Source organism: Phytobacter diazotrophicus (assembly GCF_052061655.1).
Classification (GTDB): domain Bacteria; phylum Pseudomonadota; class Gammaproteobacteria; order Enterobacterales; family Enterobacteriaceae; genus Phytobacter; species Phytobacter diazotrophicus.
In genome coordinates this window covers 5,084,680-5,100,309 of sequence record NZ_CM125428.1, presented here as the reverse complement: position 1 = coordinate 5,100,309, position 15,630 = coordinate 5,084,680, and the positions used below count along the sequence as shown (strand labels likewise).

12 protein-coding genes are annotated in these 15,630 nt (G+C 54.8%); 4 read left to right on the top strand and 8 right to left on the bottom strand.

Annotation, left to right across the window (positions count from 1 at the left end):
* Positions 1-39 precede the first annotated feature (39 nt).
* Positions 40-1,950, top strand: coding sequence for a BglG family transcription antiterminator (locus ACS0RQ_RS24675; protein WP_271848664.1), 1,911 nt, complete (start codon positions 40-42; stop codon positions 1,948-1,950).
* A 199-nt stretch (positions 1,951-2,149) separates the two neighbouring features.
* On the opposite strand, the gene ACS0RQ_RS24670 is transcribed toward ACS0RQ_RS24675, so the two are convergent.
* Positions 2,150-2,629 (bottom strand): hypothetical protein, encoded by a 480-nt coding sequence (locus ACS0RQ_RS24670; protein WP_271848665.1) that lies wholly within the window; start codon positions 2,627-2,629, stop codon positions 2,150-2,152.
* A gap of 385 nt (positions 2,630-3,014) precedes the next feature.
* Between ACS0RQ_RS24670 and ACS0RQ_RS24665 the strand changes: the two genes are divergently transcribed.
* Positions 3,015-3,614: a nitroreductase family protein gene (locus tag ACS0RQ_RS24665; protein WP_110295152.1), complete on the top strand. Its 600-nt coding sequence runs from the start codon at positions 3,015-3,017 to the stop codon at positions 3,612-3,614.
* A 130-nt stretch (positions 3,615-3,744) separates the two neighbouring features.
* Here ACS0RQ_RS24665 and nrdG read toward each other — a convergent pair whose 3' ends face one another.
* The 5 genes from nrdG to treR all read right to left on the bottom strand — a co-directional run bounded on the left by nrdG (position 3,745) and on the right by treR (position 11,373).
* The gene (gene nrdG / locus ACS0RQ_RS24660; protein WP_107223515.1) at positions 3,745-4,209 is read right to left on the bottom strand and encodes an anaerobic ribonucleoside-triphosphate reductase-activating protein; all 465 of its coding nucleotides are present in this window, start codon (positions 4,207-4,209) and stop codon (positions 3,745-3,747) included.
* 226 nt (positions 4,210-4,435) lie between these two features.
* Entirely contained in the window at positions 4,436-6,571 is a 2,136-nt protein-coding gene (gene nrdD, locus ACS0RQ_RS24655) for an anaerobic ribonucleoside-triphosphate reductase (RefSeq protein ID WP_071193505.1), read from the bottom strand.
* Between the two features lie 594 nt (positions 6,572-7,165).
* Positions 7,166-8,827, bottom strand: coding sequence for an alpha,alpha-phosphotrehalase (treC, locus tag ACS0RQ_RS24650; RefSeq protein ID WP_271848666.1), 1,662 nt, complete (start codon positions 8,825-8,827; stop codon positions 7,166-7,168).
* Positions 8,828-8,875: 48 nt separating this feature from the next.
* Complete coding sequence (gene treB, locus ACS0RQ_RS24645; protein WP_071193507.1) at positions 8,876-10,294, bottom strand: PTS trehalose transporter subunit IIBC; 1,419 nt, start codon at positions 10,292-10,294, stop codon at positions 8,876-8,878.
* Between the two features lie 131 nt (positions 10,295-10,425).
* On the bottom strand, positions 10,426-11,373 hold the full coding sequence (gene treR / locus ACS0RQ_RS24640; RefSeq protein ID WP_271848667.1) for a trehalose operon repressor TreR: 948 nt from the start codon (positions 11,371-11,373) through the stop codon (positions 10,426-10,428).
* Between the two features lie 166 nt (positions 11,374-11,539).
* Here treR and mgtL point away from each other — a divergent pair, with 166 nt between their 5' ends.
* Together mgtL and mgtA are read left to right on the top strand one after the other, a co-directional pair.
* Complete coding sequence (mgtL, locus tag ACS0RQ_RS24635) at positions 11,540-11,590, top strand: mgtA regulatory leader peptide MgtL (protein WP_222557130.1); 51 nt, start codon at positions 11,540-11,542, stop codon at positions 11,588-11,590.
* A gap of 199 nt (positions 11,591-11,789) precedes the next feature.
* Positions 11,790-14,495, top strand: a complete 2,706-nt coding sequence (gene mgtA / locus ACS0RQ_RS24630; protein WP_271848668.1) for a magnesium-translocating P-type ATPase — start codon at positions 11,790-11,792, stop codon at positions 14,493-14,495.
* Between the two features lie 42 nt (positions 14,496-14,537).
* Here mgtA and ACS0RQ_RS24625 read toward each other — a convergent pair whose 3' ends face one another.
* Complete coding sequence (locus tag ACS0RQ_RS24625) at positions 14,538-14,996, bottom strand: transposase (protein WP_271848669.1); 459 nt, start codon at positions 14,994-14,996, stop codon at positions 14,538-14,540.
* A 198-nt stretch (positions 14,997-15,194) separates the two neighbouring features.
* Positions 15,195-15,581, bottom strand: a complete 387-nt coding sequence (ridA, locus tag ACS0RQ_RS24620; RefSeq protein ID WP_271848670.1) for a 2-iminobutanoate/2-iminopropanoate deaminase — start codon at positions 15,579-15,581, stop codon at positions 15,195-15,197.
* Positions 15,582-15,630 lie beyond the last annotated feature (49 nt).

Here is a 15,630-nt window from a genome sequence, read left to right as displayed (position 1 = left end):
CCGGGAGAGGGAGAAAAGCCATGTTAAGAGGACAACGACGTGCGATTCCCCAACCAACGTTTAGCGCAACTGTTTATGATGTTGCAGAACGAGACGCTGCCGCAGGATGAACTGGCGCAGCGGCTGTCGGTTTCCACGCGTACCGTCCGGGCTGATATCACTGCGCTGAATGCTTTGCTGGAAAGCCACGGGGCGCAGTTTATCCTCAACCGTGGCAGCGGTTATCAGCTAAAAATTGACGACGCCAGCCGTTATCAGACCCTGCAGGCAGAGCGTCCGCGCACGTTGCGTATCCCCCGTAGCGGACCGGAGCGGGTACAGCATCTTCTGCTGCGTTTTCTGACCTCGGCCTTTTCCATCAAGCTGGAGGATCTGGCGGACGAGTGGTTTGTCAGCCGCGCCACGTTGCAAAATGACATGGCGGAAGTGAGGGAGTGGTTTTCCCGCTACCGCCTGACGCTGGAAACCCGGCCGCGTCACGGTATGAAGTTGTTCGGCAGCGAAATGGCGCTGCGTGCCTGCCTGACGGATTTGCTCTGGGAACTGACGCAGCAGAATGCCCGCAACCCGCTTGTCACCGAAGAGGCGCTCAATAAAGGGATTCCGGAGCAACTGGCGGTGATTCTGCGCGATGTTTTTACCCGGCATCATATTCGGCTGACCGATGAGGGCGAGCGCTTCATCCGCCTGTATTGTGCGGTAGCGGTACGCCGTATCAGCGAAGGGTTTCCGCTGTCAGAGTTCACCGCCGAAGACGGTGACGAGAATGTGCGGGATGCTGCGCGCGAGATTGCCGCCGCGCTGCAACAGCTTGCCGAAAAACCGCTGGCGGCTTCGGAAGTCCACTGGCTGCGGGTGCATATCGCCGGGCGTCAGTTGCAGGACATTACCCCCAGCGCCATCAGTGCGGACGATGACGAAGCGCTGGTCAATTACATCCTCAATTACATCAACACCCACTATAACTACAACCTGCAAAACGATGCGCAGTTACATGCGGACCTGCTTACCCATATCAAGACCATGATCACCCGGGTGCGCTATCAAATCATGATCCCTAATCCGTTGCTGGATAACATCAAGCAGCACTACCCGATGGCGTGGGACATGACGCTGGCCGCAGTCTCCAGTTGGGGGAAATATACGCCGTATGTGATCAGCGAAAACGAAGTCGGTTTTCTGGTACTGCATATCGGCGTTGGGCTGGAGCGGCATTACAACATTGGCTATCAGCGCCAGCCGCGGGTGATGCTGGTGTGCGATGCGGGTAACGCGATGGCGCGAATGATTGAGGCGGTGCTGCAACGCAAATATCCACAGATTGAGGTCACCCGTACGCTGACGCTGCGCGACTATGAGCAGTGCGAGGCCATCAACGAAGATTTTGTTATCTCCACGGCAAGGATCAGCGATAAAGAGAAGCCGATTGTGACCATCGCGCCGTTCCCGACGGACTACCAGCTTGAACAGATCGGCAAACTGGTGCTGGTGGACAGAACGCGGCCGTGGATTCTGGAAAAGTATTTCGATGCTTCGCATTTCACGATTATCGACCAGCCGTTAGACAGACAAACGTTGTTCACTACGCTTTGTGCCCAGCTTCAGCGGGAAGGGTTTGTTGATGCGGATTTCCTCGACTCAGTCGTGGAGCGTGAAGCGATTGTCAGCACCATGCTGGGTGAGGGGATCGCACTGCCGCACTCGCTGGGCCTGCTGGCGCAAAAGACGGTGGTCTATACGGTGCTGGCACCTCAGGGCATTCAGTGGGGAGAGGAGACGGCCCATGTTATTTTCCTGCTGGCCATTAGCAAAAGCGAATATGAGGAAGCGATGGCGATATACGATATTTTCGTCACGTTTTTGCGCGAGCGGGCTGCATCCCGATTGAGTGCCTGTAAAGATTTTATGTCATTTAAAGCCGTAGCCATGGAATGCGTTAGCCGCTTTTAATGGGGATTGCGCGTTGAAACAACGCGCCCCACCTGACCAGACGTTACTGCTTAATATTCCGAAAGAGTAAAACGAATATTCTATTTAAAGCTCGCGCTTATTTTCCTTGGCGGAAATAAGGTTTTCTTATCTTATGTTTCTGTGTGCGTAGTAAATGATTTACTATTCCGCAAGTAAGACTGATTATATTTTTTAATAATTATTCTGCGTTACCGGCGTGAGATTTTATAGTCTCTCCCGGTGTCCCTGCAATGTTTGCCATCTCTATATTTAATGATTCCTGAACGCTTTCTGTAGACCGACTAAACTGTTGCTGCAGGTCTTGCGCCGTTAATTTGACGCCAGAGAGGGCATCAACCATCTCTTCACTCCCGTCAGGATATTTCACCACCGAGACCAGGCGACCATGAAATAGCGGGATGCCCGTCATCTCCAGGGTGTAGTCAGTCTTTTTTATTTCTTCCTGTTTTAATTGATGTTGTTTCTTAATTTCCTCCGCTGTTTTGGATGATAGCGAAAGTTTGGTACTGCTATCATCGCTGCCAGAGCTATTAGTGTCAGAATTAGCATCTGCTGATTTAGGTTTATTTCGCAGACCAAACGTACTTTCATTATTTGATAAATGAGGATCACCGAGTGTGCCTGCGCTTACGGCGGTAATTTTATCAATACCGTTCATTGTCATCTCCGAAAAATGCAATCCAGGACCTGACGCAAGGAGCCTTCTGCCTCGTTGGATGATGAATCTACGCGGGAAAGAACGAGACTACGTCATTATCGGCAGTAAAAAGAATATGTTTAGAAAATAATCACGCAAAGGGTTCTTTCACTTTTTTTGAACGATAGATACAAATAGTTCTGCTTTCCCTAACTGGCTGGCAGGATTACTCTTTTCACAGTCAGAGCAAACAGCCTGCGGGGTGTTTGCTCTCTTTTAAGGGACCGACAGGAATCAGCGAACCATGAACTCGTTTCAGCGAATTTTGAACGCATTACTTTCCCGGGAGCAGCCTGTCACGCACACCCCAACTCCGTTGGAATTCACCACGCTTTCAGGAGGCGTTATGCCAGAGAACTACCTTGCTTTAGCGAAACAACGCAGAACCATTTATGCACTGGGCAAAGACCTGCCGTTGCCGGAAGATGAAGTTGTTCAGACGATTCAGGACGCCATCAAGCAAGCGCCATCTGCGTTCAACTCGCAGAGTTCTCGCGCGCTGATCCTGTTGGGTAATGAGCACAATAAATTCTGGGAGCTGGTCCGCGAGCAACTGAGAAAAATTGTTCCGGCAGAGAGCTTCCACGCCACCTCCGACAAACTCGATGGTTTTGCCGCTGCCGCGGGTTCCGTGCTGTTCTTTGAAGATCAGGACGTTGTGACCGGGCTGCAGGAGCAGTTTGCCGCCTACGCCGACAACTTCCCGATTTGGTCAGAGCATAGTTCAGGTATCGCGCAATATGCGGTATGGCTGGCACTGGCTGAGAAAGGCATTGGCGCCAACCTCCAGCACTACAATCCGCTGGTGGATGCGGATGTTCAGCGTACCTGGAATATCCCGGCGAGCTGGAAACTGCGTGCGCACATGAACTTTGGTTCGATTATCGCCCCTGCAGGCGACAAAGCCTATATGGATGACGCCAAACGCTTTATCGTGGCGAAATAATCCGCCCAGGCTGGATGTATCACGTGTCTTCGTCGCCCCGGCAGCATCGCGCCGCCGGGGAAAACCCGGATGGCGGCGCAAGCGCCTGATCCGGGCAACTGATAACCCTGGCACCTGTGCCGGGGTTTTACTATCGCAGGTGATGCACCACCTGGTTGCTGCTGCCTCGCCAGATAAGCGCCGGGTCTTTTAGATCCTGCACAAACTTCCCGTCGATCAATACGTTAATTAAATCGACAACGGCCATTTGCGCGTCGTTCAGCTCGTTTAACTTATACCCCGTCCAGACCCAGATATCTTTGCCCGGACATTCGGTGCGGATGCGCTGCACCAGCTTGAGGATATCCGGGACATTCTGCGGATGGAGCGGATCGCCGCCGGACAACGAGATACCCTGGCGCTTGACGCGGGTGTCATTGAGATCGTCAATGATCTGGTCTTCCATCTCTTTGGTAAACGGCTTGCCGGAATTTAACCGCCAGGTGCTTTTGTTGTAGCAGCCGGGGCATTCATGTACGCACCCGGAGACAAAGAGGGTGCAGCGCGTGCCGGGGCCGTTGACGATGTCGACAGGGTAGTACTGATGAAACCTCATTTTCGCTTCCCAATTGACGCCATTACTGCGTTGGCTGCTCTCACTCACCCTGGTCACTTACTTATGTAAGCTCCCCGGGATTCGCGCGTTTGCCGCCTTGTCCTGACGCCAATTGCTTTGTGAAGAGCGCGGATCAGGTAAGTTACAGTAATTGAAGTTGCTTTCGATCGGTCCCCTCTCCCTTGAGGGAGAGGGTTAGGGTGAGGGGGAGAGGTCGGTAAAAAACTTAACCTATCTGCCCATTCCCAAGATGCTTAACGCGGCGTTTCACTTCTTCCTGCTTCCCGGCGTTAAACGGACGGGCATCCGGACTACCGAGATAACCGCACACGCGGCGGGTCACCGATACTCGTGCTGCATCGTGGTTGCCGCATTTCGGGCAGGTGAAGCCTTTGCTGGTACACTCGAACTCGCCGGTAAATCCACACTCGTAGCACTCATCAATCGGCGTATTGGTCCCGTAATAGGGCACATGCTGATAGCTGTAATCCCAGACATCTTCCAGCGCACGCAGGTTGTGCTGAATATTCGGGTACTCGCCGTAGCAAATGAACCCCCCGCTGGCGAGCGGTGGATATGGCGCTTCGAAATCAATCTTGTCGTATGGGTTTACCTTCTTCTCGACATCGAGATGGAAGCTGTTGGTGTAATAACCTTTATCCGTCACCCCATCCACCACGCCAAACTCAGCGGTATCCAGACGGCAGAAACGGTCACACAGGTTTTCACTCGGGGTGCTGTAGAGGCTAAAGCCGTAGCCGGTCTCTTCTTTCCATTGATCCACCGCCTGGCGCAGACGCTCTACAATCGCCACGCCTTTGGCACGCAGCGTTTCACTGTCGAACATGTGCTCTTTGCCGAACAGCGCGTTGATGGTTTCGTGGATGCCGATAAAGCCAAGCGAGATAGACGCACGGCCGTTTTTGAAAATTTCAGAGACGTCGTCGTCCGCTTTCAGACGCACGCCGCAGGCCCCTTCCATATAGAGGATCGGTGCCACACGCGCTTTCACTCCCTCCAGACGGGCGATACGGGTCATCAGCGCCTTACGCGCCAGCACCAGACGTTCATCCAGCAGTTTCCAGAACGCGGCTTCGTTGCCTTTGGCTTCCAGCGCGATGCGCGGCAGGTTCAGGCTGATGACGCCCAGGTTGTTACGCCCGTCGTGAATCTGTTCGCCGTTCTCTTCGTACACGCCGAGGAAGCTGCGGCAGCCCATCGGGGTTTTAAACGAGCCGGTCACTTTCACGACCTGATCGTAGTTGAGGATATCCGGGTACATGCGTTTGCTCGCGCACTCCAGCGCCAGTTGTTTGATGTCGTAGTTCGGGTCATCAAACTTATGGTTCAGGCCATCTTTAATGGCGAACACCAGCTTCGGGAACACGGCGGTTTTACGGTTTTTACCAAGACCTGCGATGCGGTTACGCAGAATCGACTGCTGAATCAGACGCGATTCCCAACTGGTGCCAAGACCAAAGCCGAAGGTGACGAACGGGGTCTGGCCGTTGGCGGTATGCAGCGTATTGACTTCATATTCCAGTGACTGGAAGGCGTCGTAACACTCTTTTTCCGTGCGGCTGTGTGCGTAGCCATCGGCATCCGGAATTTGCCATTCGTCGGCGACCTTACGGTGTTTGGCAAAGCTTGCAGTAACAAACGGCGCCAGCACTTCGTCGATACGGTTGATGGTGGTACCGCCGTAAATGTGGCTGGCGACCTGCGCGATAATTTGCGCGGTCACTGCGGTTGCGGTAGAGATGGATTTCGGCGGCTCAATTTCCGCGTTGCCCATTTTAAAGCCGTGGGTCAGCATGCCTTTCAGGTCGATCAGCATGCAGTTGAACATCGGGAAGAACGGCGAGTAGTCGAGATCGTGGTAATGGATTTCACCACGCTCATGCGCCAGTACCACATCGCGCGGCAACAGGTGCTGACGGGCATAGTGTTTGGCAACGATGCCGGCCAGCAGGTCGCGCTGGGTCGGAATGACTTTACTGTCTTTGTTTGCGTTTTCGTTCAGCAGTGCGGAGTTAGTCTGTTCCACCAGCCCGCGAATTTCCTGGTTCAGGCGGCCCCGTTTTTCACGCGCGATATCACGATCGTGGCGATATTCAATATAGGCACGCGCGAGCTGCTTGTGGGAACCGGACATGAGCTGGTTTTCGACAGCGGTCTGGATTTCGTTGATGTCGACCTGTGAACGGTTTTGCATCTGCTGACTGACAATTTCTGCGACGGTGGCGCAATAGTCCGCGTCATCGACTCCCGCTGCTTTAGCTGCACGCAGAATGGCTTCTTTGATGCGCTCTGATTTGAACGGCACTTTCTTGCCGTCTCGTTTCATCACATGCGGTGTCATGATCACTCCATATTAAAAACAGGTTATCCACAGAGGTGAGGAATTATTCACTGGAGGTAAGTGTTGTTGCGACAGTGAGTTCCCCGAATCCTGACCCTTGTTATCCACAATTCCGGCCAGCGTCGATGCCGTTGCTTTGTTGGAATAATAGACGATTAATACAATATGTTGGGTCGGCGTGCATTCTAAGTTCTATATATAGTGATTTGCATCAAACAAGTTTGCGATTTTTTTGATTCAGGACAAAGTAAAAAAGGGAGAGTACAAACGGCGGGCACTGGCGGCTTTGTAAATTCTGTCAGGAAAAATCTGATTAATTATTCAACAAAAACAGTAAGGTAATAGGACTCGCGGAGATAACATACTCCCCGGTGTCGCTACGCTAACCGGGGCTACGGGCGTGGTGCCGGATAAGGCGGCTGCGCTGCCATCCGGGGTTGTTCCCCGGTGTCGCTACGCTAACCGGGGCTACGGGCGTGATGCCGGATAAGGCGGCTGCGCTGCCATCCGGGGTTGTTCCCCGGTGTCGCTACGCTAACCGGGGCTACGGGCGGGTAGCCCGGATAAGGCGCTAGCGCCGCATCCGGGGCCAGGTCAGTCGTCGGATTGCAGCCACCATACCGCTTCAAACGGACGCAGCGTCATCTCACCGGGCGCCGGGGAAATTTCGGCGTAATTACTCATGATCGGCTGCCACTGCCCTGGCATCTCTTTAGGTTGCCACTGCTGACATTCACGGCTCAGGTTTGCCGCCACCACCAGCGTCTGCCCCAGCCACTGACGGCGATAACACCACAACCATGGGTGCGTGGGCAGCAAATCCTCATAATCGCCCCAGGTCAGAATCGGCTGCTCTTTACGCAAGGCGATCAGACGCAGATAGGTATAAAACACCGAATCCGGATCGTTCATCGCCGCCTGCGCGTTAATTTCGTCGCGGTTATCACACAGGCCAATCCAGGGTTCACCGGTTGTGAATCCGGCATGCTTCTCGCCCGACCACTGCATTGGCGTGCGGCCGTTATCGCGGGATTTACTGGCCAGAATCGCCAACAGCTCGTCGGCATCACGCCCGCTGGCCCGCAATTCGGCAAACATATTGTGGCTTTCCACGTCCCGATAATCGGTGATTCGCGTAAAATGCGGGTTGGTCATCCCAATCTCTTCACCCTGGTAGATATAGGGCGTCCCTTGCATACCGTGCAGCACCATCGCCAGCATTTTGGCGGACGGCACGCGCAGCTCGCCTTCATCACCAAAGCGCGACACAATGCGCGGCTGGTCGTGGTTACACCAGAACAACGCGTTCCACGCCACTTTATGCATGCCCTGCTGCCAGTGGTTGAACAGCGATTTCAACGCCACGAAATCCGGGCGCGCCAGCTCCCACTTTTTACCGCCGGGATAATCCACTTTCAGATGGTGGAAGTTGAACGTCATCGACAGTTCGCGTCCGTCCAGCGCGGCATATTGCTGGCAATGTTCCAGCGAGGTTGATGACATTTCGCCTACCGTCATCAGATTACGCGGCTGGAAAACATCCCGGCTCATCTCCTGCAAGAATTCATGGGCACGCGGCCCGTCCGTATAAAAACGACGGCCATCACCGTCATGATCGTCCGGGAAATCCTGATCTTTGGAGATCAGATTGACCACATCCAGGCGTAAACCGTCGACACCGCGATCGGCCCAGAATTCGCAGACCTTTTTAAGCTCCGCGCGTACCGCCGGGTTTTCCCAGTTCAGATCCGCCTGCTCCGGCGCAAAGAGATGCAGATAGTACTGCTCGCTTGCCGCGTGCCAGCGCCAGGCGTTGCCGCCAAACTTCGAGCGCCAGTTATTGGGCACTTCATCTGGTGTGCCATCGCGCCAGATATAAAAACTGCGGTACGGGCTGGCGGGATCCTGAGACTCACGAAACCAGGCGTGCTGGGTGGAGGTGTGATTAAGCACCATATCCAGCACCAGGCGAATGCCGCGCGCTTTGGCCTGAGCGACCAGCTCATCAAAGTCTTCCAGCGTACCGTAGAGCGGGTCGATTGCGGTGTAATTGGCTACGTCGTAGCCGTTATCCACCTGCGGTGAGATATAAAACGGCGTCAGCCAGATGGCGTCTACGCCGAGGGTTTTCAGGTAATCGAGGCGCATGATCACGCCGCGTAAATCGCCCGTGCCGCTGCCGGTCGTGTCCTGGAAACTCTTCGGATAGATCTGGTAGATAACACCGTTCTGCCACCAGTGAGGAAGGGTATTCATAGTGATTTCCTGGTTAAAGCGAAGGGGCGCAATCGCGCCCCAAAAAAGTTACACAATCTGCAGCGTGCCCTGGCGGAACTTACGCTGGTAAACCACCGAGGTCAGCGCCATCGGAACGATAATCGCGACGGCCATCGCCAGTGCGAACACCTGCCAGAAAGAGGGCTGAATGGAGAGGATGCCCGGCAGGCCGCCGACACCGATGCCATTTGCCAGCACGCCGTTCAGGCCACACAGCAGCCCGGCAAGACCAGAGCCGACCATCGCGCAGAGCATCGGGAAGCGGTATTTCAGGTTGATGCCGTACATTGCCGGTTCGGTCACGCCGAGATAAGCCGCAATGGCCGCCGGGACGGAGATTTCACGTTCGTTCTGTTTACGGCTGACAATAATGATCCCGGTTACCGCTGATGCCTGAGCAATGTTAGAGAGCGCAATCAGTGGCCACACCGGGGTGCCGCCCATGCTCTGAATCATCTGCATGTCGATAGCCAGCGTCGTCTGGTGCACACCGGTGATGACCAGCGGCGCATAGAGGAAGCCAAACAGCGCCGCGCCAATGGGCGCAAAGCTGCCGGTCATCAGGTGGCGTACGGCGAAGGCCACGCCATCGCCGATCATGCGGCCGAACGGGCCAATAAAGGCATGAGCGAGGAACACCGCCAGCAGCAGGGAACAGACCGGCACGACCACCAGATAGAGGTAATCCGGCACCCATTTTTTAAGGCGCGTTTCAATGAGCCCGAGCGCCAGACCGGCTAGCAGGGCAGGAATAACCTGTGCCTGATAACCCACTTTGGCGATGCTAAACAGCCCGAAATTCCAGACTTCCGGCACCTGGGAGCCGAGCAGGTAAGCATTCATCAGTTGTGGGGAGACGAGGGTCACGCCCAGCACGATCCCAAGGATCGGCGTGCCGCCCATTTTACGCACCGCCGACCAGCAGATGCCCACCGGCAGATAGAAGAAAATCGCCTCGCCAATCAGCCACAGAAAGTCGTAGACGGTTTTGAGGCCGGGGTACATTTGCGCCAGCGTCTGGCCGTTACTCATCGGCAGATCGCCAATGACGTTACGGAAGCCAAGGATCAAACCACCGCTAATCAACGCAGGCAGCAGGGGGAAGAAGATCTCGGCAAAGTGTGAGATCAACTGTTCGTGCCATTTCATGTTCTGGCGCGCCGCACGTTTGATCTGTTCTTTATCGGCAGAGGCCTGGCCGATGGCACTGATGAGTGCCTGATACCAGTCGCCCACGTCGGTACCAATAACAACCTGAAACTGCCCGGCGTTGGTAAAGCAGCCTTTGACCATCGGCAGCGTTTCGATGGTTTTTGGGTCGGCTTTGTCCGGTGCGTTCAGGACAAAACGCAGGCGGGTGATGCAATGACTCACCGTAGCGATGTTTTCACGTCCGCCGACCAGTTCAATAAGCCTGGCGAGATCCTCTTGTCTGACTTTGCTCATCGTGATGCCCCACTGAGAGAAATAATGACTGCTGATGAATGTGCGCAAGCATATCCATTGGCTCAATAACTGAAAATGGGAACGTTCCCGAAACCAAGCGAAGATCACAATAAACCGTGCGGGAGGGGGACTCAGGCGAGGTGGGCGGGGATCACTATTTGACGTGGATCGGTGCGGCCATTGACCTGATCGATCAGTTGCGCCGCGGCCTGGCGGCCTGCTTCGGCATAGCCGGGATCAACGGTGACGATCTCCGGGTGGAGAAATTTCATCAACGGTGTATTCCCCACGCTCGCCAGTTGCAGGTTATCAATGCGCTGTTCCTGCAAATATTTGCTGGCTCCCAGGGCAAGTGTGTCCGTTGCACAGAGCAGGGCGCTTGTGTCGGGCGTCAGCACGCTGCCGACGTTATCGTAGCCGTGTTTCATCGCGAGACCCGGCAAAATGAAATTGGGGATGAGTTGATGGCGCTCGCAAAACGCCATATAGGCCTCGTGGCGACGCTTGCCCGTGGTGATATCGCTGTGCGGTACGCCAATAAAACTGATGTGGCGATGGCCTTGATCATAGAGATTCTGCATCAGCAGATTTATGGCTCCTTCGTCGTCATAGCAGACGGAGGCGAACCCTTTGGCATCCCGCGCCAGCAGGACCAGCGAGGCGCGCCACGAGGATAACAACTTCTCCGTGACGCCGGTAAAGCCAAACAGCACCACGCCATCAATATTGCGGCGGCGTAGCATATGCAGATGTTCTTCGACCAGGTCCGGCGAGAACTGACTTTCCATCATGATCGGGTCATAACCCTGTTCATAGAAGGTGGGGAGCATGGTCTGAACGGCCAGGTTTTCAGAAAGAGAATCGAGACGGGAGACAATGATGGCCACCACTTTATCGCTCTGACCGCGCATGGCGCGTGCGGAACGGGAAGGTGAAAAACCGTGTTGATTGACCACCGCTTCCACGCGTTCGCGGGTACGTTCGCTTACACCGCTTTCATTATTCAGCACGCGAGACACCGTTGATTTCCCAACGCCACTTAAACGCGCAATGTCTTTGATCGTCAGCCGGTTTTGCATGCGTCCTGTCCTGTTCCTCTTCTGGGCGGATAGCAGAATAAAGAAAGTTTGGTGAGTACTCAACCAAACGACAATGGGTAAAGTCTGGTTTACGTTCGGTTTAATTCACCGGAGTTATAATAACGACGCTTGAAATCGTCCCCTTTTCACCCTTACCGGAGGTTTTATGGACCCTGATCCCGCACCTCTCCCGCGACGGAGACACTCTTTCCGGTAAGCCCGCCTTTGCTGCCTTACCGGAAACGTAAGGCAGCGACGCAAAACGTCCCTGCATAACTGAAAACGCCTGCTGGCGCGGATGTCCCGTGCCTGCGGCAATGCACAACATCATTCGTGATATGTCTAGCCAACAAAGCGACATCGCGAAGGATGACGTGTAGTGGCACCCGCGTGATGCGGGGGCAAGGATGACTACTATGTTCAAAAATATCACCCGACTCCTGGCCCGGCTTAACCGCCACTTACCTCGCCGTCTCGTTCAGCGTGACCCGCTGCCTGACGCCGCTAATATTCAACACGTCGAGGTTCCGGCTTCGCTGAGCGATCGCTGCCTGGCGCTGTCGACGATGGAACTCGCCGAACTGTGGCAACAGCTCAACAGCCATCCGGAAGGGCTGAATGAAAAAGAGGTGCAGGACGCGCGGGAAAAACACGGCGTTAACCAGATCCCCGGTCAGCGCCCGGTGCCCTGGTGGGCGCATCTGTGGTCCTGCTATCGCAACCCGTTTAACCTGCTGCTGACCTGTCTGGGCATTTTCTCCTACGCGTCGGAAGATCTGTTTGCCGCCGGGGTGATTGCGCTGATGGTCGCTATATCGACCTTCCTGAACTTTATTCAGGAAGCGCGTTCCACCAAAGCGGCGGATGCGCTGAAAGCAATGGTGAGCAATACTGCAACGGTGCTGCGTGTAGCCAATGAGCAGGGGGAAACCCGTTGGATGGAGATCCCGCTCGACCAACTGGTACCGGGGGACATCGTGAAGCTGGCGGCGGGAGATATGATCCCGGCTGACCTGCGTGTGGTGCAGGCGCGCGACCTGTTCGTGGCGCAAGCGTCGCTGACCGGTGAATCCCTGCCGGTAGAAAAAGTGGCAAAAACCCGTGCAGCGGATCAGACCAACCCGCTGGAAAGCGACACCCTCTGTTTTATGGGGACCAACGTGGTGAGCGGCACGGCGCAGGCGATAGTTATCGCCACGGGCGGCAACACCTGGTTTGGGCAACTGGCCGGGCGGGTGAGTGAACAAGAGAGCGAGCCGAATGCGTTCCAGAAAGGCATTGGCCGCGTCAGCATGCTGCTTATCCGCTTTATGATGGTGATGACGCCGGTGGTGCTGCTGATCAACGGCTTCACCAAAGGTGACTGGTGGGAAGCGGCGCTATTTTCGCTCTCGGTTGCCGTGGGGCTGACGCCGGAAATGCTGCCGATGATCGTCACCTCTACGCTGGCACGCGGCGCGGTGAAACTGTCAAAACAGAAAGTGATCGTCAAGCATCTGGATGCGATTCAAAACTTTGGCGCTATGGACATCCTGTGTACCGATAAAACCGGTACGTTAACGCAGGATAAAATCGTGCTGGAAAATCACACGGATATCGCCGGTAAAGTCAGCGAACGGGTGTTGCACTGTGCCTGGTTGAACAGCCACTACCAGACCGGGTTGAAAAATCTGCTCGATACGGCGGTGCTGGAAGGGGTGGAAGCAGAAGCGGCCCGGACACTTTCGACCCGCTGGCAGAAAATTGACGAGATCCCGTTTGATTTCGAGCGTCGTCGCATGTCGGTGGTGGTCGCCGAAAACGCGGATGCCCACCAGTTGATTTGCAAAGGGGCGTTGCAGGAGATCCTCAACGTCTGCAGCCAGGTGCGTTACAACGGCGATATCGTGCCGCTGGATGAAACCATGCTGCGCCGTATTCAGCGCGTCACCGAAACACAGAACCGCCAGGGGCTGCGGGTGGTGGCGGTGGCAACGAAATATCTCCCGGCACGCAGCGGCGATTACCATCGTGTGGACGAATCCGACCTGATTCTGGAAGGCTACATTGCGTTCCTCGATCCGCCGAAAGAGACCACGGCACCAGCGCTGAAAGCGCTGAAAGCCAACGGTGTGACGGTGAAAATTTTGACCGGCGACAGCGAGCTGGTAGCGGCGAAAGTCTGCCTGGAGGTGGGGTTGGATGTCGGCGAGGTGGTGACGGGCAACCAGATTGAGCATCTGGGTGATGACGAACTGGCGGCGCTGGCAAAACGTACCACGTTGTTTGCCCGTCTGACGCCGATGCACAAAGAACGGATTGTGACCGTGCTGCGTCGTGAAGGGCACGTGGTGGGCTTTATGGGTGACGGCATCAACGACGCGCCAGCGCTGCGCGCGGCAGACATTGGCATTTCCGTGGATGGCGCGGTGGATATTGCCCGTGAAGCGGCCGATATCATCCTGCTGGAAAAAAGCCTGATGGTGCTGGAAGAGGGGGTTATTGAAGGGCGTAAAACCTTCGCTAACATGCTGAAATACATCAAAATGACTGCCAGCTCTAACTTTGGTAACGTGTTCAGCGTGTTGGTGGCGAGCGCCTTCCTGCCATTCCTGCCCATGTTGCCGTTGCACTTGCTGATTCAGAACCTGCTTTATGATGTATCCCAGGTGGCGATCCCGTTTGATAACGTTGATGACGAGCAGATTCGTCAACCGCAGCGCTGGAATCCTGCCGATCTCGGTCGTTTTATGATCTTCTTCGGCCCGATCAGCTCCATTTTTGACATTCTGACCTTCTGCGTCATGTGGTGGGTGTTTAAGGCGAATGTGCCGGAAGCGCAGACCCTGTTCCAGTCGGGCTGGTTTGTGGAAGGGCTACTGTCACAGACGCTGATAGTGCATATGATCCGTACTCGGCGCGTGCCCTTTATTCAAAGCCGCGCTGCCTGGCCGCTGATCATGATGACGCTGATGGTGATTCTGGTGGGTATCGCGCTGCCGTTCTCGCCGTTGGCAAGCTATCTGCAACTGCAGGCATTGCCGCTCTCTTACTTCCCGTGGCTGATTGCGATCCTTGCCGGATACATGACGCTGACACAGATGATGAAGGGGTTCTACAGCCGCCGGTATGGCTGGCAGTAAATTGTTGTAATAATCGACCTGAAGCCGTTTTGTTCAGGTCGATTATCTCAAGATCAGGTGCACGAACAGATACCCCAGTGAGCAGAAGAAAAGAATAATCAGGCACCAGCTTAACTGATAAAAGACATTATCCGCTCCTGGGCCTGAACGTGCGAGGGAGGTATCTCCTTCCTTGATATGTTCTGCAGATAGCGCGCGATAGCGGCGGATGTAACGCAGGCAGTAAAGTAAGACAAAGGGAATGACCCAACTGGCAACGGGTTTTGAGAAAATAAAAGCGAGCAGTAAAGTCGAAATCAAGAAGCCCAGAAAGATGTAGGACGCGGTTTTTTCTGCTTGTTTTAACTCACCGCGTATCCGTTGGGCATGTAATTCTTGCCAGCGTCGAAGCGTGCTCGGGCTGAATCCAAATTTCTCGCACAATACGTTGTTGGGAACCCCATTTTTGGATTGTTGAAGAAAATCAGCAATCTGTTCCTCAGTGAAACGTACTTTTGCCATGATCACCCCTCCATGGCGGCTATCAATATGTATTCAGCGAGATTAGCGGCGTACCACGATGGCTTCAATCGCGATTTTTACCGCCTTTGGCAGATGAGTCACTTTAAGGCATGTGTGGGGGAGATCCCCGGTGGCGCTGCCGCTGACCGGGGCTACGTGGTGCCCGGATAAAGCATTTGCGCCTTATCCAGGAAAGCCTTAACGGCGTAATGCGATGGCTTCAATCTCGATTTTCACATCTTTCGGCAGACGCGCCACTTCTACGCACGAACGCGCCGGGAAGGTGGCGTTGTGCTCGGTAAAGAATGCTTCGTAGGTCGCGTTAACGGTAGCGAAGTCGTTCAGATCTTTCACAAACACCGTCGTTTTCACGATATCGCCCACTTTAAGGCCTGCGGCTTCCACGATAGCTTTCACATTTTCCAGCGACTGACGCGCCTGGGCAGAAACGTCGTCCGGTACGCTACCGGTTTTCGGATCAACCGGGATCTGACCGGAGGTGATGATCATGCTGCCGAGATCAACACCCTGAACATAAGGGCCGATTGCTGCTGGTGCATTTTCCGTCGCGATAGTTTTGCTCATGATTTCTCCTGAATTACAGCGGTAATAAGGTCGGGGCTCATTATACCCG

Coding starts and splice junctions, on each gene's coding strand:
- mgtA (WP_271848668.1), top strand. CDS start 11,790: ATGTTCAAAAATATCACCCGACTCCTGGCCCGGCTTAACCGCCACTTA.
- ACS0RQ_RS24625 (WP_271848669.1), bottom strand. CDS start 14,996: ATGGCAAAAGTACGTTTCACTGAGGAACAGATTGCTGATTTTCTTCAA.
- ACS0RQ_RS24665 (WP_110295152.1), top strand. CDS start 3,015: ATGCCAGAGAACTACCTTGCTTTAGCGAAACAACGCAGAACCATTTAT.
- nrdD (WP_071193505.1), bottom strand. CDS start 6,571: ATGACACCGCATGTGATGAAACGAGACGGCAAGAAAGTGCCGTTCAAA.
- nrdG (WP_107223515.1), bottom strand. CDS start 4,209: ATGAGGTTTCATCAGTACTACCCTGTCGACATCGTCAACGGCCCCGGC.
- treB (WP_071193507.1), bottom strand. CDS start 10,294: ATGAGCAAAGTCAGACAAGAGGATCTCGCCAGGCTTATTGAACTGGTC.
- ACS0RQ_RS24670 (WP_271848665.1), bottom strand. CDS start 2,629: ATGAACGGTATTGATAAAATTACCGCCGTAAGCGCAGGCACACTCGGT.
- ridA (WP_271848670.1), bottom strand. CDS start 15,581: ATGAGCAAAACTATCGCGACGGAAAATGCACCAGCAGCAATCGGCCCT.
- treC (WP_271848666.1), bottom strand. CDS start 8,827: ATGAATACCCTTCCTCACTGGTGGCAGAACGGTGTTATCTACCAGATC.
- treR (WP_271848667.1), bottom strand. CDS start 11,373: ATGCAAAACCGGCTGACGATCAAAGACATTGCGCGTTTAAGTGGCGTT.